This is a genomic window from Sphaerisporangium sp. NPDC088356 (assembly GCF_040685555.1).
In the GTDB taxonomy this organism is placed as follows: domain Bacteria; phylum Actinomycetota; class Actinomycetes; order Streptosporangiales; family Streptosporangiaceae; genus Sphaerisporangium.
Genome location: NZ_JBFBIK010000032.1, coordinates 1 through 24,571, shown reverse-complemented (window position 1 = coordinate 24,571; position 24,571 = coordinate 1). Strand labels below are relative to the sequence as shown.

Annotated in this window: 18 protein-coding genes and 1 pseudogene; 8 read left to right on the top strand and 11 right to left on the bottom strand. The window is 70.7% G+C overall.

What is annotated here, in order from left to right; all coding sequences use genetic code 11:
* Window positions 1-34 precede the first annotated feature (34 nt).
* Complete coding sequence (locus AB0O34_RS14765; RefSeq protein ID WP_363915870.1) at window positions 35-2,719, top strand: CDP-glycerol glycerophosphotransferase family protein; 2,685 nt, start codon at window positions 35-37, stop codon at window positions 2,717-2,719.
* Entirely contained in the window at window positions 2,716-3,792 is a 1,077-nt protein-coding gene (locus tag AB0O34_RS14760) for a glycosyltransferase (protein WP_363915869.1), read from the top strand. Before AB0O34_RS14765 ends, AB0O34_RS14760 begins: the two co-directional genes overlap by 4 nt.
* Window positions 3,793-3,882: 90 nt before the next feature.
* On the opposite strand, the gene AB0O34_RS14755 is transcribed toward AB0O34_RS14760, so the two are convergent.
* Window positions 3,883-4,926, bottom strand: coding sequence for a sulfotransferase (locus AB0O34_RS14755; protein ID WP_363915868.1), 1,044 nt, complete (start codon window positions 4,924-4,926; stop codon window positions 3,883-3,885).
* Window positions 4,923-6,185: a CDP-alcohol phosphatidyltransferase family protein gene (locus tag AB0O34_RS14750; protein WP_363915909.1), complete on the bottom strand. Its 1,263-nt coding sequence runs from the start codon at window positions 6,183-6,185 to the stop codon at window positions 4,923-4,925. The genes AB0O34_RS14755 and AB0O34_RS14750 overlap by 4 nt, the downstream gene beginning before the upstream one ends.
* 236 nt (window positions 6,186-6,421) lie before the next feature.
* Here AB0O34_RS14750 and AB0O34_RS14745 point away from each other — a divergent pair, with 236 nt between their 5' ends.
* A complete protein-coding gene (locus tag AB0O34_RS14745; RefSeq protein ID WP_363915867.1) occupies window positions 6,422-8,344 on the top strand; it encodes a glycosyltransferase family 2 protein in 1,923 nt (640 codons plus the stop codon).
* 95 nt (window positions 8,345-8,439) lie between these two features.
* On the top strand, window positions 8,440-9,165 hold the full coding sequence (locus AB0O34_RS14740; protein WP_363915866.1) for a polysaccharide deacetylase family protein: 726 nt from the start codon (window positions 8,440-8,442) through the stop codon (window positions 9,163-9,165).
* Here AB0O34_RS14740 and AB0O34_RS14735 read toward each other — a convergent pair.
* On the bottom strand, window positions 9,162-9,455 hold the full coding sequence (locus AB0O34_RS14735; RefSeq protein ID WP_363915865.1) for a hypothetical protein: 294 nt from the start codon (window positions 9,453-9,455) through the stop codon (window positions 9,162-9,164). The two genes, AB0O34_RS14740 and AB0O34_RS14735, sit on opposite strands and share 4 nt — an antisense overlap.
* A 591-nt stretch (window positions 9,456-10,046) precedes the next feature.
* Between AB0O34_RS14735 and AB0O34_RS14730 the strand changes: the two genes are divergently transcribed.
* A complete protein-coding gene (locus tag AB0O34_RS14730) occupies window positions 10,047-10,277 on the top strand; it encodes a DUF397 domain-containing protein (RefSeq protein ID WP_358546794.1) in 231 nt (76 codons plus the stop codon).
* An 87-nt stretch (window positions 10,278-10,364) separates the two neighbouring features.
* Here AB0O34_RS14730 and AB0O34_RS14725 read toward each other — a convergent pair whose 3' ends face one another.
* The 4 genes from AB0O34_RS14725 to guaA form a co-directional block, all read right to left on the bottom strand.
* Complete coding sequence (locus AB0O34_RS14725) at window positions 10,365-10,847, bottom strand: GDYXXLXY domain-containing protein (protein WP_363915864.1); 483 nt, start codon at window positions 10,845-10,847, stop codon at window positions 10,365-10,367.
* Entirely contained in the window at window positions 10,844-11,542 is a 699-nt protein-coding gene (locus tag AB0O34_RS14720) for a DUF2157 domain-containing protein (protein WP_363915863.1), read from the bottom strand. The genes AB0O34_RS14725 and AB0O34_RS14720 overlap by 4 nt, the downstream gene beginning before the upstream one ends.
* 154 nt (window positions 11,543-11,696) lie before the next feature.
* Window positions 11,697-12,908, bottom strand: a complete 1,212-nt coding sequence (locus AB0O34_RS14715; protein WP_363915862.1) for an acyltransferase — start codon at window positions 12,906-12,908, stop codon at window positions 11,697-11,699.
* Window positions 12,909-13,018: 110 nt separating this feature from the next.
* Window positions 13,019-14,569, bottom strand: coding sequence for a glutamine-hydrolyzing GMP synthase (guaA, locus tag AB0O34_RS14710; RefSeq protein WP_363915861.1), 1,551 nt, complete (start codon window positions 14,567-14,569; stop codon window positions 13,019-13,021).
* Between the two features lie 244 nt (window positions 14,570-14,813).
* On the opposite strand from guaA, the gene AB0O34_RS14705 reads away from it, so the two are divergent.
* On the top strand, window positions 14,814-16,871 hold the full coding sequence (locus AB0O34_RS14705; protein ID WP_363915860.1) for a beta-propeller domain-containing protein: 2,058 nt from the start codon (window positions 14,814-14,816) through the stop codon (window positions 16,869-16,871).
* 119 nt (window positions 16,872-16,990) lie between these two features.
* On the opposite strand, the gene glpD is transcribed toward AB0O34_RS14705, so the two are convergent.
* Both glpD and AB0O34_RS14695 read right to left on the bottom strand, forming a co-directional pair.
* The gene (glpD, locus tag AB0O34_RS14700; protein ID WP_363915908.1) at window positions 16,991-18,676 is read right to left on the bottom strand and encodes a glycerol-3-phosphate dehydrogenase; all 1,686 of its coding nucleotides are present in this window, start codon (window positions 18,674-18,676) and stop codon (window positions 16,991-16,993) included.
* A gap of 644 nt (window positions 18,677-19,320) precedes the next feature.
* Window positions 19,321-20,091, bottom strand: coding sequence for a DeoR/GlpR family DNA-binding transcription regulator (locus AB0O34_RS14695; RefSeq protein WP_363915859.1), 771 nt, complete (start codon window positions 20,089-20,091; stop codon window positions 19,321-19,323).
* 119 nt (window positions 20,092-20,210) lie between these two features.
* Here AB0O34_RS14695 and AB0O34_RS14690 point away from each other — a divergent pair, with 119 nt between their 5' ends.
* Together AB0O34_RS14690 and nagA are read left to right on the top strand one after the other, a co-directional pair.
* A complete protein-coding gene (locus AB0O34_RS14690; protein WP_363915858.1) occupies window positions 20,211-21,110 on the top strand; it encodes a sugar isomerase in 900 nt (299 codons plus the stop codon).
* Window positions 21,107-22,240 (top strand): N-acetylglucosamine-6-phosphate deacetylase, encoded by a 1,134-nt coding sequence (nagA, locus tag AB0O34_RS14685; protein ID WP_363915857.1) that lies wholly within the window; start codon window positions 21,107-21,109, stop codon window positions 22,238-22,240. The genes AB0O34_RS14690 and nagA overlap by 4 nt, the downstream gene beginning before the upstream one ends.
* 195 nt (window positions 22,241-22,435) lie before the next feature.
* Here the strand turns inward: nagA and AB0O34_RS14680 are convergent, their stop codons facing one another.
* Window positions 22,436-23,554 carry a GuaB3 family IMP dehydrogenase-related protein gene (locus tag AB0O34_RS14680; protein ID WP_363915856.1) on the bottom strand — a complete coding sequence of 373 codons (1,119 nt, stop codon included), beginning with the start codon at window positions 23,552-23,554 and terminating at the stop codon, window positions 22,436-22,438.
* A 98-nt stretch (window positions 23,555-23,652) separates the two neighbouring features.
* Window positions 23,653-24,450, bottom strand: a pseudogene (locus AB0O34_RS14675) (IMP dehydrogenase); the annotation flags it as partial.
* Between the last annotated feature and the right edge of the window lie 121 nt (window positions 24,451-24,571).

Here is a 24,571-nt window from a genome sequence, read left to right as displayed (position 1 = left end):
GAGTCAGCGTCAATGCCGACTCGGGGGATCAAGCATGCAGCCGGATGTCAGCGTTGTGCTCATCACGTTCAACGATTCCGCCCGACTGCCGCGCGCCATCACATCCGTACTGACCCAGTCCCTCCACAACCTCGAAGTGATCGTCGTGGACGACGCGAGCACCGACGACACCGCCCGCGTGCTCGCCCAGTTCAGCGACCCGCGCGTGAGGTACATCCGCAGGGAGACCAACAGCGGGGGGTGCGGGGCGCCGCGCAACGCCGGGCTGGACGCGGCCCGCGCTCCGCACATCATGTTCCTCGACAGCGACGACGAGCTGACCAGGCACGCCTGCAAGAGCCTGCTGCACGAGGTGGAGCGGACGGGTGTGGACTTCGCCGCCGGGCAGATCTCGCGCCTGTTCGAGTCCACCGGCCGCACCCAGCGGTACTACCCATCGCTGTACCGTCCGCGCAGGGTGGTCGAGGGCATCCGCAGCGAGCCCCGCCTGTTCCTCGACGGGTTCGCGACCAACAAGCTCTACCGCACCGCGTTCCTGCGCCAGCACGGGCTGCGCTTCGCCGAGAACATCCACTACGAGGACCACGTCTTCACGGCCGCCCTGTTCTGCGCGGCCCGGCGCTTCGCCGTCGTGCCGTGGGTCGTGTACCACTGGCGCCGCGCGGTCGACGCGACCTCCATCTCGCTCTCGATCCAGGAGATGGACAACGTCCGGCACCGGGTGCGGGCGGCGCAGATCAGCGACGCCATCCTGCGGGACAACGGCTGCTCGGACCTGGTCGGTGACAGGCAGCAGCGCTTCCTGGTCCAGGACCTGCGCGTCTACCTCAACAAGCTGCCCCACCACACCACGGTCTGGATCAAGGATTTCGCGGCGGTGGTGCGCCCGTACCTCGACGAGCTGGAGCCCGGCGTGCTTGGCAGGGCCGAGCCGATGACCAGGGTGTGCTGCCACCTCATCCGCACCGACAGGCCCGAGGACCTGGTGGTGGCGGCCCGTTCGCTGACCGGCCCGAAGGCCGCGCCACGCCACGCCATGCGGGTCGACGGCCGGACGTACTGGGGCACCCGCGCCGACCCCGGCCTGGAGATCACCGGCCTTCGCCTGGCCGAGCTGCCGTTCACCGCGTCCAGGATCCGGCACGAGATCGCCGAGATGTCGTGCGAGGGGACGGTCGTGTCGATGACCGTGCGCACCTACGACCCGTTCGCGGTGCTCCGCCGCTGGAAGACCGTGGCCGACCTGACCGTCAAGGGCATGACCGTACGGCTGGCGCCGCAACGGCAGGCGGACGGCAGCTACCTCTCGCAGGTCGAGATGGACCTGTCCGAGGCGAGGCTCGGCAGGCTCGGGTTCGAAGGCCGGCGGGACGTGCGTATCAGGTTCACCCGTTCCGACGGGCACCGGACGAGCGACCGGCTGCTGATCGAGCCCACCGCGCCCCGGCTGGTGCTCACGGCGGGCCGGCACGTGGTCACGGTCGGCCCCGAGGGTGACAGCGCGTTCCTGCGCGTCTCCTGGCGGCCCGCCGCGCCGCTGCGCCGGGCGTCGCGGCTGCGCGCCCTGCGCGGCATCGTCGGCCGCGCCGACCTCAAGCTGTGGGTGTACCGGCGCCTGATCCACGTGGTGCCGCGCCGTCGCGACCTGGCGCTCTTCGAGTCCGACATCGGCGCGGCCTACACCGGCAACCCCAAGTACATCCACGAGGAGATCCGGCGGCGCGGGCTGCCGCTGGAGGTGTGCTGGTCGGTACGCGGAGAACGCACGGACTTCCCGTCCGACGTGCCCCTCGTGCGGCGGATGAGCTGGCGGTACATCTGGGTGATGGCCCGCGCGGGCTACTGGGTGGACACGCACGGCTTCCCGCTCGACTTCCCCAAGCCGAAGGGGACGCGCTACCTGCAGACCTGGCACGGGCAGACGCTCAAGACGGTCGGGTTCGAATCCCCCGACCTGCGGGGGGACTTTCCCGGCCCCCGGGAGCAGTGGCGCTCGGCCGTGTCGCGGTGGGACGCGCTGGTGTCCCCGGGCCCGGAGTTCGAGCGGGTCTTCGTCCCGTCGAACGAGTACACCGGCACCGTGCTCGGCTTCGGCTCACCGCGCTGCGACGTCCTGGTCAACGGCGACCCGGCCGCCGGGCCCCGCGTGCGCGAGGCGCTGGAGATCCCCGAGGACCGCAAGATCCTGCTGTACGCGCCCACGTACCGAGACCTGTCGAAGCGGAGCGGGACGTCGGTGCGGGTGGACCTCGACGCGCTCGCCGGGGTGCTCGCGGACGAGTGGGTGCTGGTGCTCCGCACGCACCCGGCCGAGCGGTTCAGGGTGCCCGAGCGGGTGCGTCACTTCGTACGGCCCGCGGGGGCGTACCCCGAGGTGAACGACCTCATCCTGGCCTCGGACGCGCTGCTCAGCGACTATTCGTCGATCATCTGCGACTACGCCTGCACCGGGCGGCCGATCCTGCTGTACGCCGACGACTACGAGGAGTACGTCCGGGTGGAGCGCGGCCTGAACTACGACCTGCGCGAGATCGCCCCCGGGCCCGTGCTCGCTACCACCTCCGAGCTGGTCGCGGCGCTGCGCCGGCTCCCGGCGATCACCGCGGAGTACGCCGAGCGGTACGCGGACTTCATCGGCCTGTTCTGCTCGGAGGAGACCGGCAAGGCCGCGCCAAGGGTGGTGGACGCCTTCTTCCGCGGCTTCGGAGCCCGTCCGTGAACACCGTCGTCTTCGCCTGCATGGACGCCGACACGCTCGGCGGCATCCAGCAGGTGACCCACACGGTCGCCCAGGGCCTCGCCCTGCGCGGCCACGAGGTGCACGTGGTCGGCCTGCACCAGGCACCCGACCCGTTCCGGTACGTCGAGCGGCCCCTGTATGAGCACCACGTGGTGCAGAGCAAGCCCCTCGGCGAGGGACGGCGCCGGGTGGCGCGCAGGCGCGTCTCCCGACTGCTGTCCTCGCTCGGGCCGGGGTACGTGGTGCTGACCTCCCCCGGGGTGGTGTCGTGGATCGCGGACCTGCTGCCGCCCCGGCTGCACTCCATCGGGCAGTACCACGGCTCGTTCGACCACGCGCGCGGGACCGCGCACTTCGCGTCCGTACGCAGGGACTACGGGGACCTCGGCCAGGCCGTCTTCCTGAGCCCCGACGACGCCTGGCGGTTCGCCGAGGAGGCGCTGCTGCCGAACACCGCCGACCTGCCCAACCCGTTGCGGGCCTGGCCGGAGAAGACGTCCTTCCTGGACGTGCCGCGGGTGCTCGGGGTCGGCCGCCTCGCCGCGGTCAAGCGCTTCGACCGCCTGATCACGGCCTTCGCCCGCGCCGCCCGTACCCAGTCACAGTGGGAGCTGCACCTGATCGGTGACGGGCCCGAGCTGGGCCGCCTGCGCTCGCACGCCGCCTCCGTCGGGGTCGCCGGGCGCGTGGTGTTCCGAGGGCGCGTTCCGGCCTCGGAGATCGGCCAGGAGTACCTCAACGGCTCGATCCTCGGGCTCTCCAGCGAGCACGAAGGGTTTCCGCTGGTCGTGGGCGAGGCCGCCTCGTACGGGATGCCGGCGGTCGCCTTCGACGTGTCGGGGGGGGTGCGGGCTCTGGTGCTGGACGGCACGACCGGCGTGCTGGTGCCGCCCGCGGACGTGGACGCGTTCACCGGCGCGCTGAGCGGGCTGATGGCGGACCCGGCCAGGCGGCGGCGGCTCGGAGCGGCGGGCCGGGTCCACGCGGAGTCGTTCCGGCTCGACAGGGTGCTGGACCGCTGGGAGGACCTGTTCGCCCGGACCCGCCGCTGATTCGCCAACGTGCCACTGATTCGCGGAGCCGCCGCCGGTTCGCGGAGCCGCCGCTGAATTGTGGAGCCGCCGCTGAATCGCGGGCCCGCCCTATCCCCTGATGAGCTCCTGCGACGCGGGACGCGGCTGCGGAATCCGCGCGCGCGAGAGCTGGCCGGAGGTGAGCATGGCCGGCAGCGGGCCGGGTTCGCGCAGGCGGTTGACCCAGTCACCGCCCTGCTGCTTGTACCGGGACAGCCTGCGCCGGGCGGCCGTCTTCCGGTAGGTGAGCAGATGCTGGGCGGAGGGTTTGGAGCCGGCCGGCTCGTAGCCGTGGGCCCGGAGACGGCTTCCCAGCACCTGGTCGCAGAGCGCGATCTCCCAGGGTTCGAGCCGCGTGGCCCAGCCTCCCACCCTCGCCCCGGTGACCTCCCTGTGCGTGTTGCTGTGCCATACCTTGTGCGCCGGCACCGCCAGATCAGCGACCCTCCGGGGCTCGCACATCGCGGGGTCGAACTCCTCCCCGAGGAACCCGCACAGCTTGGTGAGCTCTGTCTCGGGGTCGGCGGTCAGGTCCTCATAGCGCATCTCGTAGTAGCTGGCGGGCGGCAGCCGCTCGGCGTAGTGCCGGCCGTGGTCGATGGACTCCGCCCAGTTGGCGATCGCGTGGAAGACGTCGAGCCTGTACCAGGGCATCTCCTTCAGCGAGGCCACGCAGTCGCGCCCGTCCCTGATCAGGTTGACGAACTGGGCGTCGGGAAAGAGCCGGAGCAGGGCGTTGACGTGCTTGACGTAGCAGGGCCGTTTGTCTCCCCATCGCGGCTTGCCGAACCGCTCGGCGTACGCCCGGAAGGCCTCGCCCATGACCGACCCCAGCGACCCGGGGCCCTCGACGGCCCTGCGCACGTACGTCGCGCGATCGATGCCCAGCTCGCGGAACTTGGTGGCCTTGTCGGTGGCGATCCACTGGGCCAGCCTGCGCCGGTTCTCGGCGTCGCACATGTCTCCGTAGAGGCGGCGGCGGAAGTACGCCGAGAGCAGGAAACGGGTCTCCGGCGGCACCGCGATGCGCTCGTGCGAGTGCAACATGAGCTGAAGCAGCGTGGTGCCGGAACGCGGACATCCGATGACGAAGATGGGCCTGTCGGGACTCATGACTGCGCCCCCGTGAAGAATGGGTCGGTCCGCACGTGCTGGTCGTCCTGGCCGGGCACCGAGGGCAGGGGTTGTCCCGCGAGCGCCCGGGTCGAGAGCCACATGCGGTAGACGAGGAAGATCTCGTTGAGGACGAGCAGGGCACCGGCGCCGGTCGTGACGGGAAGCAGTGCCGACGGCCCGAGCAGGGGCGCGACCACGAAGACGGCCGCGTGGAACTCGATGCCGCTCATCAGGTGGGTGCGCACCCGGTGCCGGGCGAGGCGCTCGGCGACGCGCTCGCGCGTGCTCAGCGGGACCTCGGCCTCCCCCGGCGGGCGCTCCAGATCCTGGTCGTACGGCTCGCGGCCCGGCGACGGGGGGGCATGGGAGATGGGCTGGGTGGAGGTCAGGGAGTCGCCGGGGACCGAGGCCTGCCTGGGGATCGTGGCACCGTGACCCGCGATCCCCTGGAGCCCCTGGTCATGACCGACCGGCTCGCGGGACTCGCCGGGGCGGACGTACTCGCGGGCGCCGGCGTCCTCGTCGCCCAGCTCGCGCGAGCGGGCGTCGCGTTCGGCGACCTCGTACACGGCCGGCTCGTACGGCGCGGCCATCTGGTCGTAGGGCTCGTAGGGCCCGTATCCCTCATAAGGGTCGTACGCGTGGTCGGGAAGGTCTTGCGGGGAGCTGTAGGTCACGTCGTAACCCGCGCCCCGCCCCAGCGACTCGACCGCCATGGCGTCGCGCACCGCCGACAGCTCCTCGCGGCGCGCGATGCGCCTGCGGGCCTTCACCGTCTGGCGCACCCGCTTCATCTGCGGGGCGTTGACGTACCGGAACAGGTCGAGGATGGCGATGCCGGCGCCGAGCAGCACGAAGGCGAGACGCCCGGTGGCGGCGTACTGGCCGTAGGCGATGCCGAAAGCGCAGCAGACGACCCGGATCCGGTCGCCGACGTAGTCGAGCCAGAGGCCGAACGGGGTCCCGGTGCCCTTGAGACGGGCGATCTTCCCGTCGACACAGTCGATCATGAAGCTCACGTAGAACAGCACCGCACCCAGCACGAGCTGGTTGGCCGCGAAAAGGCCCGCGGAGACCATGCCCAGGACCAGCGAGAAACGCGTAAGGGCGTTGGGGGTGATTTCCGTGCGATTCGCTACGAACAGTGCCACCCGGCATGCCACCGGGTCGACCATGAACACCGTCCACCATGAGTCTCTGCGTTTGCGCGTCGCGCGGACGTCATCCAGCGAATAGGACCTCATGGCTGCCAGCATGGCCACGTGAAGCCACCTAAAACTCACCGTCTGTAACTAACATGAGATCTCTAGATGCTTTCTTGACCGCTCCTGGCGACTGATCCACACGCCTTGACCTCCGGTCGCACGAAGGCGAGCCGCCGGCCGCCCGGCCGTGTGACCGGACTGTGGGCAACACGCATTTCCAACCACGTTCCGCACGCGGTCGAGCACATATCGTGGTGACCATGACCTCGATGCGCGGGAGGGAGCATTTGACGCAGCTGAGCGTCATCGTCCCGATCTACAAGGTGGAGCCCTACCTCGCCGCGTGCCTCGACTCGCTGGCGTCGCAGACCTGGCGCGACCTGGAAGTCATCATGGTCGACGACGGCTCCCCGGACGCCAGCGCCGCCATCGCCGCGCGGTTCGCCGCCCGTGACTCCCGGTTCCGGCTGGTCAGCCAGCCGAACATGGGCCTGGGCGGTGCGCGCAACACCGGTGTCCTGCACGCCTCCGGCGAGTTCCTCGCCTTCGTCGACAGCGACGACCTGCTTCCCGAATACGCCCTTGAGTACCTCGTGGCGAGCCTGCGCACCACCGGGTCCGACTTCGCGACGGGCAACGTCGACGTGCTCACCTCCCGTGGCAGGAGGCGGTCGCCCATGCACCGCCCCATCTTCCGCGGTTCGGCGGCGCGGACCCATGTCACCCGCAGGCCCGTCCTGCTGTACGACCGGCTCGTGACCAACAAGCTGTGGCGCCGCTCCTTCTGGGACCTGCACGGCCTGCGCTTCCCCGAAGGCGTCCTTTACGAGGACATCCAGGTGGCCATCCCCGCCCACTTCCTCGCCGCGAAGGTGGACGTGCTGGCCGCCCCCGTGTACGTCTGGCGCCGCCACGCGAGCTCCATCACCCGTAACCGCGTCAACATCAAGAGCATGGAGGACCGCTTCTCGGCCGTCGCGTCCGTACGCCGTTTCCTTGAGGAGCACGGGGCCCGGCGGCACCTCCGTGAGTGGGACCGCGTGGCGCTCGACTCCGACCTGCGAATCTTCATGCACCTCCTCGACCGGGCCGACGAGCCGTTCCGTGAGCGCTTCCTCGAACTCACCGCCGCCTACCTCGGCCAGGTCCACCGGGCGTCGACCGACCACCTCACCGCCGTCAGGCGCCTCCAGTGGCACCTCGCCGGGCGGCGGATGCTTCCCGAGCTGCTCGAAACGGTGAGCTTCGAGCGGACCAACACGGACGAGCACGCGCTCGCCGTGCGCCACGGGCTCCGCCACTACGCGAGGCTTCCCTTCCTGGACGACCCCCGGTACGCCGTGCCGCGCGAGGTCTACCGGATGCGCGACGATCTCGCACTCGAACAGGAGGTGCGCGCGGTGGCCTGGCGCGCGGGCAACCTGGTGCTGTCAGGCCGTGCCCGCGTCCTGCACCTGCGCGCCACCCGGCGCCGCGACCAGCAGCTGGTCGCCTGGCTGGTGCAGAAGGGCACCCGTCGCCGGCTGCCCCTCGGCGTCGTCCTCGGGTCCCGGGGCCGCTACCGGCTCACGGTCGATCCGAGACGGCTCCACCTCAAGCGGGCGTCGTCACCGGCCATCTGGACGGTGGAGCTGTGGGTGCTGAACCACGGCGTCTTCCACCGGGCCGAGCTCGGACCACCTGCCCACATCAAGGCACGAGGCTTGGTGAGCAAGCAGATCGAGCCGGGGGTGTGGGCGCGGCCTCACTGGTCCGACCAGAAGACCCTGCGGATCACCGTCGGCCCGTCCGAGGCCCGCCTGACCGGCCACCGCCTCGCCGGGGAGGCACTGGAGCTCTCGCTGGAGGTGTCCACCCGGCTCGGCGACGACGCCCGCCTGTGCCTGACGCCCCGACCCGGCGGCCTCACCAGCCACCACCCGCTCGTACGGGGCGACGCGCCCGCGTCGTTCGTGGCCCGCGTTCCCTTAGCCTCGCTGAAGCGGAGCACCACGGGAAGGCAGTCCGAGTGGCGGGCGCACGTCATGGGGAGCGCGCTTCGCGAGCCGATCGCGGTCACCCTTACCGGCACCAAGCCCCGGCCTCGCCACGTCACCGCGGACCAGGAGATCGCCCTGCGCCGGGCCGCCGCCGACGAGCTCGCCATCCGGGTACGCAACCCGCGTGCCACCGCGACGATCTTCCCCGCGGAGCGCCAGTCGATTGTCTGAAAGTCGGCTGAATGATGCCGATATTGTGTGATTTTTCCGTCTGTGCGAGGGCTGGGGATAAGGTGGCGCGGCGCTGACGGAAAAGGAGAACAACGATGCGGCGATGGATCCCGATCGTGCTCGCGGCCACCGTGACGCTGACGGCCGCACCGCCCGCCTCCGCCGAATCGTCAGCCACGGCCAGTGCGGCCAAGGGCGCCGTCAACTGCGCGAAGGTCAAGTGCATCTCCCTCACCTTCGACGACGGCCCGGGCCCCTACACCGCGAAGCTGCTCGACCTCCTGCGCGAGCACCACACGAAGGTGACGTTCTTCCTGGTCGGCCAGCGCGTCCGGAAGTACGCGAAGACCGCGCGCGGGATGGCGCGGGAGGGCCACGAGATCGGCAACCACACCTACACCCATCCGCACCTGACCTCCCTGTCCGACGACGAGGTACGGGACGAGATCGTCCGCACCCAGGACGCCATCCGCAAGGCCACCGGCAAGGAGCCCGACATCATGCGCCCGCCGTACGGCGACACCGACGAGCGCGTGGGATCCATCGCGGCCGAGCTGGGCCTCTCGCAGATCGTCTGGAACGGCTCCTCGCGTGACTGGGAGCTGCGGAACACCGCCGCCATCACCAAGAAGGTTCTCGGCCTCGCCAAACGCGACCGGGTGGTCTTGATGCACGACGTCTGGCCCGAGACCGTCAAGGCGATGCCGAAGATCCTCACCACGCTGGAGAACAAGGGCTACCACGTCGTCCCGGTGAAGACGCTGCTGCGCGGCAGGGAGCTGAACGCCGGCGAGGTCTACCCCATCGGCGGCTGGAACTAGCCTGGGGCGCTGCCGGGGCCGGGGTCCGTGGCGGCGGGCACGGGGTGGCAGGTGTGGAGGCGCCAGTGGCTGATGGCCGGGTCGGTGAGGGCTTCGGTGACGGTTCGCTGGATCTGGGCGGTCGTGGTGGTGTCGTCGCCGGTCTCGACGCGGATGGTGATCTCGCCGTTGGCCTGCGTGAGGTCCTTGCTCCATTGATCGGGCAGCAGGGCCAATATCCGGATGCCGTCGATCGGTGATTTACCCGATGGGTGCGCCGGGGTGGTGTGCATCGTTAATTCGACCAGCATTGTCTCGCATCCTCATTCAGTCCCAGGTGGTGCCGTTCGTGCCTGCGGGGGCCGAGTCCCAGGTCGTGCCGTCGTCAGCCGGGACCGAGTCCCACGTGGTGCCGGCCGGGGCGGAGTCCCAGGTGGTGCCCATGGCCGAGACGCGGGGTGCCGAGTCCCGGGTGGTGCCGGCGGTGAGGGTGGTGAAGCCGCCGATGGCGATGCTACAAGCGCGGCGGCCGAGACGGCGGCGGCCGGCGCTTTCGCGACGAAGTTGAAATTCACCTGTAAGGCGGCGGAGCCCGTCATTTCTGTTTCTCTTTTCCTGCGGGTCGTGTATTCGTTCTCGGCCGAACCACTCTGCCGGCTTCATAACCCGCAAACCAGACGAACCGGAGGCGGTAAGATGCTCACCGATGACCGCTTCGCGCCGACCTGGTCCCCGCATGCGTGCGGGCCACCTGTCATCGCAGGTCAGAGCCGCGCTTAATGGCCATCGAGTTGGATTAGACGTCGGCATTACCGGGACGCCGGCTGCTAACGTTGTTCCGTAACCTTTTGAGGTTGCGTTCAGCGCCAATGACGGTCCACGCCAAATTCGAAAGAAGGAACATGAGCGGTGTGCACGAAAAGGCCGAGCTGTACGCGCTCGACATCTCGGATGTGACCTGGCTCAGCGCCCCGGGGAGCAGTTCTGAAGACCGCATAGAGATCGCGTACCTCCCCGGCGGCGCGGTCGCGCTCCGCAACCCCTCCGACCCCAACGGCACGGTGCTCAGATACACCGCCGCCGAGTGGCACGCCTTCGTGCTGGGCGTCCAGGACGGGGAGTTCGACGACTGACCACCGTCCGGCTGGTCACACCAGGCCTGGTCAGAGCAGGCAAGGGCTCCCGAGCCCGATCGGGAGCCCTTCACCCGCGCGGTGGCCTTACCGCGGCACGACCTCGACCACGGCGGCGTTGCCGTTGCGGTCGATCTTGACCACGGCCGCCGCCCGGTCGCCCATCAGGTCGTCCTGGACACGGTGAGCCTCGTCCTGGGGGAGGAACAGGCTGTCGATACCGCACGAGAGCGACCCGTACCCCCATGTCCGGCACGCCAGGTACGGCTGGGCCGCCGGGCGCTGCCGTGCGATCCCGGTGCCCTTCCACAGGCCGCCGTCACGCGTGAGCGGCACGAACACCTCCCCCGCCTTCTGGCCGTCGGCGGTCGGCAGCCCCGGATAGTGCAGCCTCACGTACGCGCCCCGGAACGGGTCGATCGGGTCGACGGGCCCCGCCGCCAGGCGGTACTCCGTTCCGGCCAGCCTGGCCGAGAGCCGGGGGGCGACCGCCACCACGAGCAACACGGCCTGCAGGAGCAGCGCGGCGGCCACCAGCACCGGGCGCGAGAGCAGGACACGGCGGTTCATCGGGTCGCCTCCATCAGGCGGCGACGCCCGTAGAAGACCAGCGTTCCGGTCAGGATGAAGACCACTCCGAGTACCAGGAAGAGCGCGGCCCCGGCGAACAGCGACTGGAACACCGCGAAGCTCTGCGCCGTGACGAACACCACAAGGGCGGCCGTCGCTAGGAAGACCAGGTACGACAGGTCGCGCCGGGCCGCGACGACGGCGAACCAACTGGCCGCCAGGATGTAGACGAGGGTGCCCGCCACCGCCCGTGCCGTCTGCCCGGCGGTGAACGTGCCCGTGTACCCGTAGTCGCCGCCGGGCGACCACATCACCAGCAGCAGCGCGAGCCCGATCATGAGGCCCACGGCGAGCACCTCACGGCGTCCGTCCACGTCGCCGAAGACGATCGCGGCGCCCGCGACGACGGCGGCCACGGCCAGCCCGGACCAGAGCGCCAGGGCGATCCCGGCGAGGCGGGCCAAGGGCGAGAGTTGGTCGAGATTGGCGGACACGAGCCAGATGAGCCCGACGCCGAGAAAGCCGCCACCGAGCACCAGCACGAGCCGTTCGAGGCTCAACCGTCGGCCGACGGCGTAACGGCCCCCGATGCGCCGCGCCGTGTCGGCGTCGATGACCCCCTCCGCCTGCCACTGGGCCAGTTCCCCGTGCAGCCACGCCAGGCGTCGAGCCGGTACCTGCCGGATCGATTCCATCCCGCGTTGCCTCCTGTCATCCCCGGCCAGGTGCGGCCGATTGCCCTAGTTTGGCGTGAGACAGGAGCTACGAGCATGAGCATCCGTACTCAACTCCGGGAAGTACCTTCACCTCATCCGTCCGGCATTTCCCTTGATCCTGAGGCGGGCCGCTTCATGGCAAGCGGGTGGCCGGCACGGAGCGTGCCAGGCGGCGGCCCAGGCGCTGCATGGGGCGTTCGACGAGGCGGTAGCCGAGCCACCCGCAGCACAGCACCACGGCGACGAACGCGACGGCCAGCAGCGCCTGCGTGACCAAAGGTCGCTCCCGGGGATCACCGAACAGGGTCACGAAGAGCTTCAGCAGCGGATGGTGCAGCAGGTAGACCGAGTAGCTGATCACGCCCAGCCAGACCAGCACGCGCGGCACCGTCCGGTTCCGCAGGGCCATGCCGATCGCGAAGGTCGCTCCGGCCAGCACCAGCGTGGTGATCCACACGCGCGGGTACCCCCACCAGCCGTACCTGAAGGCGAAGAAGGGGATGATCCCCAGCAGGACGGTCACCACCGCGACCGTACGGAGGCCGGAGATCTGTCCCCGCTCCCAGCGGTGGAGCACGGTCCCGGTGAACATCACCGCGAGGATCGCGGCCCCCAGCCAGGGCGTACGGCTGCCGAGGAGCAGGAGCGTCACGGCCAGGCCGCCGAGCAGGAGCGCACCGGCCGCGCGCACCCTGCCGGAATCGGTGACCACGCAGGCCAGCCCCGCGACGAGGACGCCGAGCGCGACGAAGCCAGCCGGGCCGCGCGCGAGGACGGGAGCCGCGAGCAGCACCCCGAGGGCGAGCGCGGCGACGGCGAACGTCACGGCCCACATCCCGCTGCGCCGGTGGACCCCCGCGACGAACAGCGCCGTGATCAGGAGGTAGAAGACCATCTCGTACGAGAGCGTCCACATGGTGTCGGCGACGCCGGCCGACCCGACCACGTCGACGAGCATGGTGGCGTGCGCGGCGGCGGTGGACAGATCGGGCACGACCGCCGGGCGGAGCGGCACGAGCGGGCTCATGGCGAGCACGAGCCCGATGACCAGCAGATAGAGCGGGTAGAGCCGGAAGAACCTGCCCACCCAGAACGACCGCACATCACCCCGGCGTTCCAGCGACGCGGGAATGATGTATCCACTGACCAGGAAGAACACGAGCACGCCGTACATGCCGAGGTTGAACCAGTGCGGCCGCAACCCCGGCAGGAACCGGTAGAACATGTGCTCCAGCAACACGGCCGTCGAGCCCACGCCGCGAATCGCGTCCAGCCAGGCGAGTCTTCGCCCCGGAGAATCCGCGGAAGTGGGGGCCGTTCCGGTACGCGGCTGAGCCGTAGGCATTTGACAGAACTTACCGGCCCAGCACCCAACAAACCGTCAACCCGACTATTTACGCCATTTGCCCTTTTTGTAGGGCTATGTAGGTATAAGCGACAATAGCGGTAGCCCGGTCACTCCCATTCGATGGTGCCCGGGGGCTTGCTGGTCACATCGAGGACGACGCGGTTGATCTCGCGGACCTCGTTGGTGATGCGCGTGGAGATGCGGGCCAGCACGTCGTAGGGAACGCGGGACCAGTCGGCCGTCATGGCGTCCTCGCTGGTCACCGGCCTCAGCACGACCGGGTGGCCGTACGTGCGGCCGTCGCCCTGGACGCCGACCGAGCGCACGTCGGCGAGCAGCACGACCGGGCACTGCCAGATGTCGCGGTCGAGACCGGCGCGGGACAGCTCCTCGCGGGCGATGGCGTCGGCCTCGCGCAGGATGGCCAGCCGGTCGTAGGTGACCTCACCGACGATGCGGATGCCGAGCCCGGGGCCCGGGAACGGCTGGCGCCAGACCATCGCCGAAGGCAGGCCGAGCTCCTCGCCCGCCCGGCGGACCTCGTCCTTGAACAGGGTGCGCAGGGGCTCGACCAGGGAGAACTTCAGGTCGTCTGGCAGGCCGCCCACGTTGTGGTGGGACTTGATGTTGGCCGTGCCCGTGCCGCCGCCCGACTCCACGACGTCGGGGTACAGGGTGCCCTGGACGAGGAAGTCGACGGGGCCGTCGGCCAGGATGGCGCGCTGCTCGTCCTCGAAGACCCGGATGAACTCGCGGCCGATGATCTTGCGCTTCTCCTCGGGGTCGGACACCCCGGACAGGGCCTTCAGGAACCGCTCGGCGGCGTCCACGACCCGGAGCTTCACGCCCGTGGCCGCGACGAAATCGCGCTCGACCTGCTCGGCCTCGCCCTTGCGGAGAAGCCCGTGGTCGACGAAGACACAGGTGAGCCGGTCGCCGATGGCCCGCTGGACGATCGCGGCGGCCACCGCGGAGTCGACACCGCCGGACAGCCCGCAGATCGCCCGCCCCTCGGGCCCGACCTGCTCGCGCACGGCCTCGATGGCGTCCTCGACGATATTGAGCATGGTCCAGGTGGGGCGGCAGCCCGCCGCGTCGAGGAAGTGCTTCATCACGGCCTGGCCGTGCTCGGAGTGCAGCACCTCGGGGTGGAACTGCACGCCGTACAGCCCCCTCTCGGGGGACTCCATGGCCGCGACCGGGGTGTCCTTGGTCCACGCGGTGACCGCGAAGCCCTGCGGAGCCGCGGCGACGCTGTCGCCGTGGGACATCCAGACCGACTGGGCCAAGGGGAGCCCGGCGAAGAGCACACCCTCGCTCCCCACGGTCAGCGGCGTGCCGCCGTACTCGGCGATGCCGGTCTGGGCGACCTGGCCGCCGAGGACCCGGGCCATCTCCTGGAAGCCGTAGCAGATGCCGAAGGTCGGCACGCCGGTCTCGAACAGCCCTTCGGGGGCCGCCGGGGCACCCTCGGCGTACACCGAGGAGGGGCCGCCGGACAGGATGATCGCCTTCGGGTTCTTGGCCAGCATCTCGCGCACGGGCATGGTCGAGGGAACGATCTCGGAGTACACATGGCACTCACGGACCCGCCGCGCGATCAGCTGCGCGTACTGCGCGCCGAAATCGACGACAAGCACCGTGTCGAACTCAGACACCGAAAAGACCCCCCAAAAGACGCCGCGGTCCCCACAGTCTATCGGCGACCACCGCCGCCGGGACGCCGCCCAAGATCCCCCTCGGACGGCGGCTCGCGATCCTGAACCGCGCCATCCCGATATGCGTCGTAGGGACATGAGGACTTCACTCGGTACGGCTGCGGCCGTCGCGCTCGCCGTAGGGCTAGTGGCGGCTGCCTGCACGAACGGCGGGAGCGGTACGGCGCCCAAAGCCGGGGAACCCGTGGCATTGGGCAATATAAAGCTCGTCTCGTACACCGGCTGTGACGACATGCTGGCGGGCCTGCGCGAGGCCACGGCGGAGAACGTCGGGCCGTACGGCCTCGGCGGGAACATGATCTTCTTCGCCACCGGCGGGGCGGACGACGCCATGGCCAAGTCCGAGGCGCGGTCGTCCGGGCCCACCTACTCGACGACGAACGTCAACGAGGCGGGCGTCGACGAGCCGGACCTGGTGAAGACCGACGGCAAGCGGATCATCACCTACGGCCGGGGCCTGCTCCGCGTGATCGATGTGCCGTCGAAGAAGGTCACCGGCACGCTGCGGCTCATGCCGGCCGATCAGGGCTGGTCACCCGGCGACCTGCTGGTCGACGGCGACCGCGCGCTCGTGCTCTTCTCCCAGGGCGGCGCCGTCCCGATGGGCGCCATGGCCAAGCGACCCGCGTTCGTGGGCCCGAAGTACGTGCTGGTCGACCTCAAGGACCTGAAGGTCCTCGGATCGATCACCCCGTCCGGGAGCCACGTGGACGCCCGCATGACCGGCTCGTCCGTGCGGATCGTGGTCAGGTCGCAGCCCGACATCACCTTCCCCGAGGCGCGCCCGGACGAGCCCGAGGCGAGCCTGACCAAGCGCAACCAGGACGTCGTACGGGCCGCGCCGATCGACGCCTGGCTCCCGAAGTACGAGGTCGCCGGGCCCGACGGCGCCCCCCGAACGGAGAAGGTGAAGTGCGAGCGGGTCAGCCACCCGGAGGAGTACACCGGCACCTCGATGCTGACCGTGCACACGATCGACCTGCGCGCCGGGCTCGACGCCGACGACCCGATCAGCGTGGCCGCCGACGGTGACACCGTCTACGCCACCCCCACCAGCCTCTACGTCACCAGCAATCCCCGCTGGTGGATGCGGCGCGTGGTGGACGACGTCTCGCGGCCGGAGACGCCCGCCGCGAGCTCGGAACCCTCCCCCGGGAACGCGGAGGCGTCCCCCTCCAGCACGGTCATCGCCCCGAAGGACCCGCCGAGCTCGCCCCCGGCCGAGAAGGTCGAGCCGAGTGACGACCCGTCGATGCCCACGCTGCTGCCCGAACCCACGGCGACCGCGACGGTCACGGCTACGGTGACGGCGACGCCGACGGGCACCACGGGATCGCCGAGCGCCGGGAGCACCCCGCAGTTCAAGGCGCCGCCGGAGCAGACAGAGGTGCACCGGTTCGACATCACGGCCGCGGGAGCTCCCAGGTACGTCGCCTCCGGGGTGGTCCCCGGGCGCCTGCTCAACCAGTACTCCCTGTCGGACTACGAGGGGAACCTCCGGGTGGCCACCACCTCGTTCGGCGACGACGGGGTGGCATCGGCCAGGAGTTCGAGCGGGGTCTACGTGCTCGACGCCGGCACGCTTTCCAGGACCGGCGAGATCACCGGCCTGGGCAACGGCGAGCGGATCTACTCGGTGCGCTTCATCGGCCCCGTGGGGTACGTCGTGACGTTCAAGCAGGTGGACCCGCTCTACACGCTGGACCTGCGTGACCCGTCGCGGCCCAAGGTCACCGGCGAGCTGAAGATCACCGGGTACTCCGCCTACCTCCACCCGGCCGGCGACGGGCGGCTGATCGGCATCGGGCAGGAGGCGAGCGACAAGGGCCGCACCCTCGGAGCCCAGGTCTCGCTGTTCGACGTCAGCGACCCGGCCAAGCCCGCCCGGCTGTCGCAGTACCACCAGAAGGACTCCGGTTCGGAGGCCGAGTGGGATCCGCACGCGTTCCTGTACTGGCCCGCTTCCGGGCTCGCCGTGCTGCCCCTCAGCACCTGGGGCGTTCAGGCACAGGACAGCCAGACGGCCGCGCTGGTGCTGAAGGTCGCGGACGGCGCGATCACGAAGACCGGGCTGATCACCCACCCGAAGCCGAAGAACTCCGGCGAGCCGATGCCGCCCGACGCGATGATCAGGCGCTGCCTGGTCATCGGCGACACCCTGTGGACGGTCTCGGACATGGGGCTCAAGGCCAGCGACGCGAAGACCCTGGCCGACGAGGGCTGGATCCCCTTCACCGCCTGAGGTCCATCCGGCCGACATGCTTCCGGGCCGTATCGCGCAGTACGGCCCGGGAGTGCCGGGCCGCACGTCCCTGTCCCGATATGACGGGACGGGGGCGCGCGGCCCAGGGCACACTCGGCTCAGACGCGCTTGGTCTCCGGCTCTCCCGAGGGGACGATCTCGGGGGCGCCGAGGCGGATGGCGTCGGCCTCCTGGTCGGTGTCCTGCTCCTGCGACGCCCGCTCGGCCTCCACGCGCTTGGTGTAGTACTCGACCTCGCGCTTGACCTGCTCGGCGTCCCATCCGAGCGGCCCGGCCATCAGCTCGGCCGCCTCCTCCGCCACGGCGGTGCCCCGGTGGAAGGTCTCGATGGAGATGCGCGTGCGGCGGGTGAGCGCGTCGTTGAGATGGCGGGCGCCCTCGTGGGTGGCCGCGTAGACGATCTCGGCCCTGAGGTAGTCGTCGGCACCCGTCAGCGGGCGCGCCAGCGAAGGATCGCGCTCGATCAGCGCCAGCACCTCGTCGATCAGCGAGCCGTACCTCTGCAGCAGATGCTCGATGCGGGCGACGTGGAGACCCGAGGCACGCGCCAGGCGGTGACGGGAGTTCCACAGCGCCTGGTAGCCCTCGGCGCCCACGAGCGGGATCTTGTCGGTGCAGGACGCCGGCACGCGCTGGTCGAGCCCGTGCGCGACCGCGTCCACCGCGTCCTTGGCCATGACGCGGTACGTCGTGTACTTCCCGCCCGCGATCATGACGAGGCCGGGCACCGGATGGGTGACGACGTGCTCCCGCGACAGCTTGGAGGTCTCCTCCGACTCCCCGGCCAGCAGCGGGCGCAGCCCGGCGTACACGCCCTCGACGTCGTCACGGGTCAGCGGCACCGAGAGCACCGCGTTGATGTGGTCGAGCACGTAGTCGATGTCCTGGCGGGAGGCGGCCGGGTGGGCCTTGTCCAGCTCCCACTGGGTGTCGGTGGTGCCGATGATCCAGTGCCGTCCCCACGGGATCACGAAAAGCACCGATTTTTCGGTGCGAAGGATGATTCCGGTGAGCGAGTGGATCCGGTCGCGCGGGACCACGAGGTGGACGCCCTTGGACGCGCGCACGTGGATCTGGCCGCGCCCGCCGACCATCTCCTGGATCTCGTCGGTCCATACGCCGGTCGCGTTGACCACCTGCCGGGCGCGGACGTCGAACTCGGTGCCGGTCTCCAGGTCACGCACCCGCACCCCGGTCACCCGCTCGCCCTCGCGCAGGAAGCTGACGACCTTGGTACGCGACGCGATCTGCGCGCCGTACGCGGCGGCGGTGCGCAGCATCGTGGTGACGTGCCGCGCGTCGTCCACCTGGGCGTCCCAGTACTGCACGGCGCCGGTGAGCGACGACCTGCGCAGCGCCGGGGCGAGCCGCAGGGCCCGGCGGCGCGACAGGTGGCGGTGGCCCGGCACGCCTCGGGACAGGCCGGTCGAGAAGCCGAGCGAGTCGTACATCGTCAGGCCAGCGCCCACGTACGGCCGCTCCCAGATGTGGTGGGTGAGCGGGAACAGGAACGGCACCGGACGCACCAGGTGCGGGGCGATGCGCTGGAGGAGCAGCGCCCGCTCCTGCAACGCCTCGCGCACGAGGTCGAAGTTGAGCTGCTCCAGGTAACGCAGGCCGCCGTGGATCAGCTTGGAGGACCGGGAGGAGGTGCCGGAGGCGAAGTCACGCGCCTCGACCAGACCGACGGAGAGCCCGCGGGTCACGGCGTCCAGCGCGACGCCGGAACCGACGACACCGCCACCGACCACGATGACGTCGAGCTCCTGGTCGGGGTCGGCCATGCGCGCGAGGGCCGCCGATCGCTCCGCCGGGCCTATGCGGGCCGAGTAGATCCCGCCGCCCCGGGACTGCACATCAGCGCCATCCCACTGGACCTGTCCGTCACCGCGCTGACCGTCCACAGCCCCACCATCCCGACCGACCGCACCGTGGCCATGCCCGGCGTTCACGCTCACATGCTCGACGTCCATACTCACACCATCTCGTGGAGCCTCGGCGTCGCCGTGCCCGGTACCGGGCATCCGGGCCTTCTCGGCACCGTCCGGGGTGACGTCGCCGGTCTCGCTGGGCCGGGGCTCCGGGCCGGTCTCGCCCGGCTCGACCCCGCTGGCTGTGTGCGCTGTCATTGCGATCCCCCTGGGGTGCGGCTTGTCGCGTTGTGTCCTATTTCTACCCGCGAGTAGATACCTGCATGCCGTGAGCGGACCTCGCCGGGGATGAGCCTCCTCACAGCGGGCGACTCATGAGTCGTCCGCTACCACGTCGCCCTCTCCCGTCACTCCGGTCACCCGCTCGCCGCGGGTAGATCTTCTCCGGCGCCCCGAAGCGTAGATCTTCACCCGGCGCGCGAGGACCCTCCTGCGGATACCCCGGGAATCGGCGATCACGCTCTTCGGACGGGGCCCGCGTCTTTTCCCAGCCCTCGTCAGACCCGCACCACCTCGACGCCGGCCTCCGTGAACGCCTCGGCGGCGGCGTCGGAGAGCCCGGCGTCGGTGATCAGCACGTCGATGCGGTCGATGGAACAGATCTTCGCGAAGGCCCGGCGGCCGGCCTTGGAGGCGTCGGCGACGGCCACGACCCGGGCGGCCCGGCCGATCAGCTGGTTGTTCACGCTGGCCTCACCCTCGTGGTGCGCGGACGCGCCCGCCTCCGCGTCGATGCCGTCGACCCCGAGGAACGCGATGTCCAGCGTCACCTGCTCCAGCACCCCGGAGGAGAGCGGGCCGATCAGCTCGTACGACTGCGGCCTCGCGACCCCGCCCGTGACGACGAGCTTGACGTTCTGCCGCACGGTCAGCTCCGAGGCGATGTTGAGCGCGTTGGTCACGACGGTGAGCCTGGCGCCCGGCTCCGCCCGCAGGGCGAGCGTCCTCGCGACCTCGGAGGTCGTCGTGCCGCCGTTCATGCCGACGACGGCCCCCGGCGAGACGAGCTCGGCCGCGGCCTCGGCGATGCGGTGTTTCTCTCCGGCGTGCCTGGCCGTCTTGTAACGAAGGGGGAGGTCGTAGCTCACGCTCTGGGCGACCGCGCCACCACGCGTGCGCATGAGCATCTGCTGCTGGGACAGCTCGTCGAAGTCGCGCCGGATCGTCGCCGTCGAGACCTCAAGGGTCTCCGCGGCCTCCTCGACCGTCAGGCGCCCGTGCTGGGCCAGCAACTCCAGCACGGCATTCCAGCGTTCATACCGGCTCATGGTCCCAAAGCGTGGCACAAGACCCGACTCGCACACCCGGATACCCGGCACCTGATGCACAATCGTGCTTATTAGTGCTATAAAAAGTGCAGAACAAATCAAATGGGAGGAACCGGCCCGTGACGACGCACACCGAGACCGAGATCGCCTCTCAGCCGGACTGCTGGGGCCGCGCGGCGGAACTGGCCGGGACCGCGGCCCTTCCCCGGTCCGGCGAGCGGGTCGCCGTCGTCGGCTGCGGCACCTCCTGGTTCATCGCGCAGGCCTATGCCGTCCTGCGCGAGGCGGCCGGGCACGGCGAGACCGACGCGTTCGCCGCGTCCGAGGCCCCGCTCGGCCGGTCGGACGGCGGCGCGCCGGGCCGGCCGTACGACAGGGTGCTCGCGCTGACCCGATCCGGCACCACCACCGAGGTGCTGGAGCTCCTGCGCCGGCTCGACGGCACGAGGACCACGGCCATCACCGCCGACCCGAACACCCCCGTCATGACGCTCGCGGACGAGGTCGTCGTGCTCGGCTTCGCCGACGAGAAGTCCGTCGTCCAGACGCGCTTCGCCACCACGCAGCTCGCCCTGCTCCGCGCCCACCTCGGCGAGGACCTCACCGGGGCCATCGCCGACGTCGAGCAGGCGGTCTCCGAGCCGGTTCCCGCCGAACTCGTCGACGCCGAGCAGTTCTCCTTCCTCGGCCGGGGCTGGACCTGCGGGCTCGCGCAGGAGGCGGCGCTGAAGATGCGGGAGGCCTCGCGCTCGTGGACCGAGGCGTACCCGGCCATGGAGTACCGCCACGGCCCGATCAGCATCGCCGGGCCCGGGCGCGTCACCTGGATGCTCGGCACCGCCCCCGAGGGCCTGGCCGACGACGTACGGAAGGCGGGCGGCACCTTCGTCACTCGCGACGCCGACCCGATGGCCGAGCTGGTACGGGTCCAGCGGGTCGCGGTGGCACGCGCGCACGCCCAGGGACTGGACCCCGACCAGCCGCTTCACCTGACCCGATCTGTGATCCTGTCCTCATGAGCATCACACTCGCCGACGCCCGCGTCGTGACCCCCGACGGTGTGCACGAGGGCTGGATCACCATCGAGGACGGCCGCTTCACCCACATCGGGCAGGGCCAGGCCCCCCGCGACGGGCACAGCCTGGCCGGGCGGTACGTCGTCCCCGGCTTCGTCGACATCCACACCCACGGCGGAGCCGGGGGTTCCTTCCCCTCCGGCGACCAGGAAGAGGCGCGGCGAATCGCGGCCTTCCACGCCGGGCACGGCACCACGACGATCATGGCGAGCCTGGTCACCGCGTCGCTCGCGGACCTCGCTCGGGCCACCGCCGCCCTGGCCGACCTGTGCGACGACGGGGTGCTGGCCGGGATCCACTTCGAAGGGCCCTACATCGCCCGGTCACGCTGCGGCGCGCACGATCCCACGCTGCTTCGCGACCCCTCCGCCGGCGAGCTGTCGGACCTGCTGAAGGCCGGACGCGGGCACGTGCGGATGCTGACCATCGCCCCCGAGCTGCGCGGCGGCCTCGACACCATCCACGCCGCCGTGTCCGAGGGCGTCATCGCGGCCCTCGGCCACAGCGACGCGACGTACGAGCAGGCCATCGCGGGCATCGAGGCGGGCTGCACGGTGGCCACCCACCTCTACAACGCCCTGCCCCCGCTGCACCACCGCGAGCCCGGGCCGATGGCCGCGCTGCTGGAGGACGAGCGGGTGACGATCGAGCTGATCAACGACGGGGTGCACGTGCACCCGGCGATGATGAGGCTGGCGGGCACGGTCGCGGGCGCGAGCCGTACGGCGCTGATCACCGACGCGATGGCCGCCGCCGGCATGGGCGACGGCACCTACCGGCTCGGCTCCATGGAGGTGGAGGTGTCGGACGGCGCCGCCAGGCTCGTGGAGGGCGGCACCATCGCGGGCAGCACCCTGACCATGGACGTGGCCTTCCGGCGCGCGGTCCAGGAGGTCGGCCTTTCGGTGTCCGAGGCCTCCGAGATGGCGTCGCTCACTCCCGCCCGCGTCCTCGGCGTGGACGGCCGCACCGGCTCGATCTCCGTCGGCAAGGACGCCGACCTCGTGGTGCTCGACGACGACCTCACCCTCCACGGCGTCATGCGCCGCGGCACCTGGCTCACCTCGCCATGACCCGGCACGACGGGGCGGCACCGTAACTCTCACGGTCACGCTGGACGCGGCGCGGCTCCTGGCGGGCCCGAACGCCGTACCAAGTCTCCGGCAACCCGACCTGGTCGCCGGGGAGATCGACGCCACGCAAGAGCCGGGCAGGTGGACGGGAGGACGGCCCCTTCCCTCGGTGGTCCGGCGGGGGAAGGGCCCGCGTCAGTGGACGTGGGGGGCTACGACGACCTCCACGCGCTGGAACTCCTTGAGGTCGGAGTAGCCGGCAGTGGCCATCGTGCGCCGCAGCGCGCCCATGAGGTTCATCGAGCCGTCGGCGACGCTGGACGGGCCGTGGAGGATCTGCTCCATGGTGCCGATCGTGCCGACCTCCACGCGGGCGCCTCGCGGCAGCTCGCCGTGGTGGGCCTCGGAGCCCCAGTGGTGACCGCGCCCCGGAGCCTCGGCGGCGCGGGCCAGCGGGGAGCCGACCATGACGGCGTCGGAACCGCAGGCGATGGCCTTGGCGATGTCACCGGAGCTGGTCATGCCGCCGTCGGCGATCACGTGGACATAGCGGCCGCCGGACTCGTCGAGGTAGTCGCGGCGGGCGGCGGCGACATCGCCGATCGCGGTCGCCATCGGCACCGCCACGCCAAGCACCGTGCGCGTGGTGTGACCGGAACCACCGCCGAAGCCCACCAGGACACCCGCGGCGCCGGTGCGCATCAGGTGGAGCGCCGCGGTGTAGGTGGCGCAGCCGCCGACGATGACGGGGACGTCGAGCTCGTAGATGAACTGCTTCAGGTTGAGCGGCTCGGCCCGGCCCGAGACGTGCTCGGCCGAGACCGTGGTGCCCCGGATGACGAAGATGTCGACCCCGGCGTCGATCACGGCCTTGTAGTGCTGCGCGGTGCGCTGGGGCGACAGCCGCGCGGCGGTCGTCACACCGGCGGACCTGATCTCCTCGATGCGGCGCCCGATGAGCTCGTCGCTGATCGGCGCGGAGTAGATCTCCTGGAGCCGCCTGGTGGCGGCCTCCCCCCGCAGCTCGGCGACCTCCGACAGCAGCGACGCCGGGTCGTCGTAGCGGGTCCAGAGCCCTTCGAGGTCGAGCACGCCGAGGCCGCCGAGACGCCCGATGTCGATCGCCGTCTTGGGCGAGACGACGCTGTCCATGGGGCTCACCACCACGGGCAGGTCGAACCGGTAGGCGTCGATCTGCCAGGCGATCGAGACCTCCTCCGGGTCGCGGGTGCGTCGGGACGGCACGATGCCGATCTCGTCCAGCGCGTAGCCCCGGCGCCCGCTCTTGCCGCGCCCGATCTCTACCTGAGTCATTCTCTTGTCGTTCCCGTCGCTCGGAGAAGCCGCTTCGCTCGTAGGTCCTTACCCGCGCAGGCCGTGATGTCGCCGCCGGACGATGCCCGGCCGCGACCTCAGCGGCCGTGGTAGTTGGGTGCCTCGACCGTCATCTGGATGTCGTGGGGGTGGCTCTCCTTGAGACCGGCGGAGGTGATCGGCATCAGCATGCCGTTCTCATGGAGCTCGTCGATGGTGCGGGAACCGGTGTACCACATGCCCTGGCGCAGGCCGCCGACGAGCTGGTGGGCCACGGCGGCCACCGGGCCGCGGTAGGGCACCTGGCCCTCGATGCCCTCGGGGATGAACTTGTCCTCGCTGGTGACGCCCTCCTGGGAGTAGCGGTCCTTGCTGTAGGAACCGCCGCGCTCGCGGTTGCGCACCGCGCCGAGCGAGCCCATGCCACGGTAGGACTTGAACTGCTTGCCGTTGATGAAGATCAGCTCACCGGGCGACTCCTCGCAGCCGGCCAGCAGCGAGCCCAGCATCACGGTGTTCGCCCCGGCCGTGAGGGCCTTGACGATGTCGCCGGAGTATTGAAGGCCGCCGTCGCCGATCACCGGGACCCCGGCGGGGGCGCAGGCCAGCGACGCCTCGTGGATGGCCGTGACCTGCGGCGCGCCGACTCCGGCCACGACGCGGGTGGTGCAGATGGAGCCGGGGCCCACCCCGACCTTGACGGCGTCGGCACCGGCGTCGACGAGCGCCTGGGCGCCCGCCCGCGTGGCGACGTTGCCCGCGATGACGTCGACCCGGCCGTTGGCCTTGATCTTGGCGACCATGTCGCAGACCCCGCGCGAGTGGCCGTGGGCGGTATCGACGATGATCACGTCGACCCCCGCCTCGATCAGGGCCATGGCCCGCTGCTCGGCGTCGCCGGCGAGGGGGGCCCCCCCCCCCCCCCCCCCCCGGCCCGCGGGGGGGCTCGGGGGGAGGGGGGATTTCGCGGGCGTGGGGTTGTGGGTTTTCGTGGTGTTGGCGGGCGCGCGGCCCCCC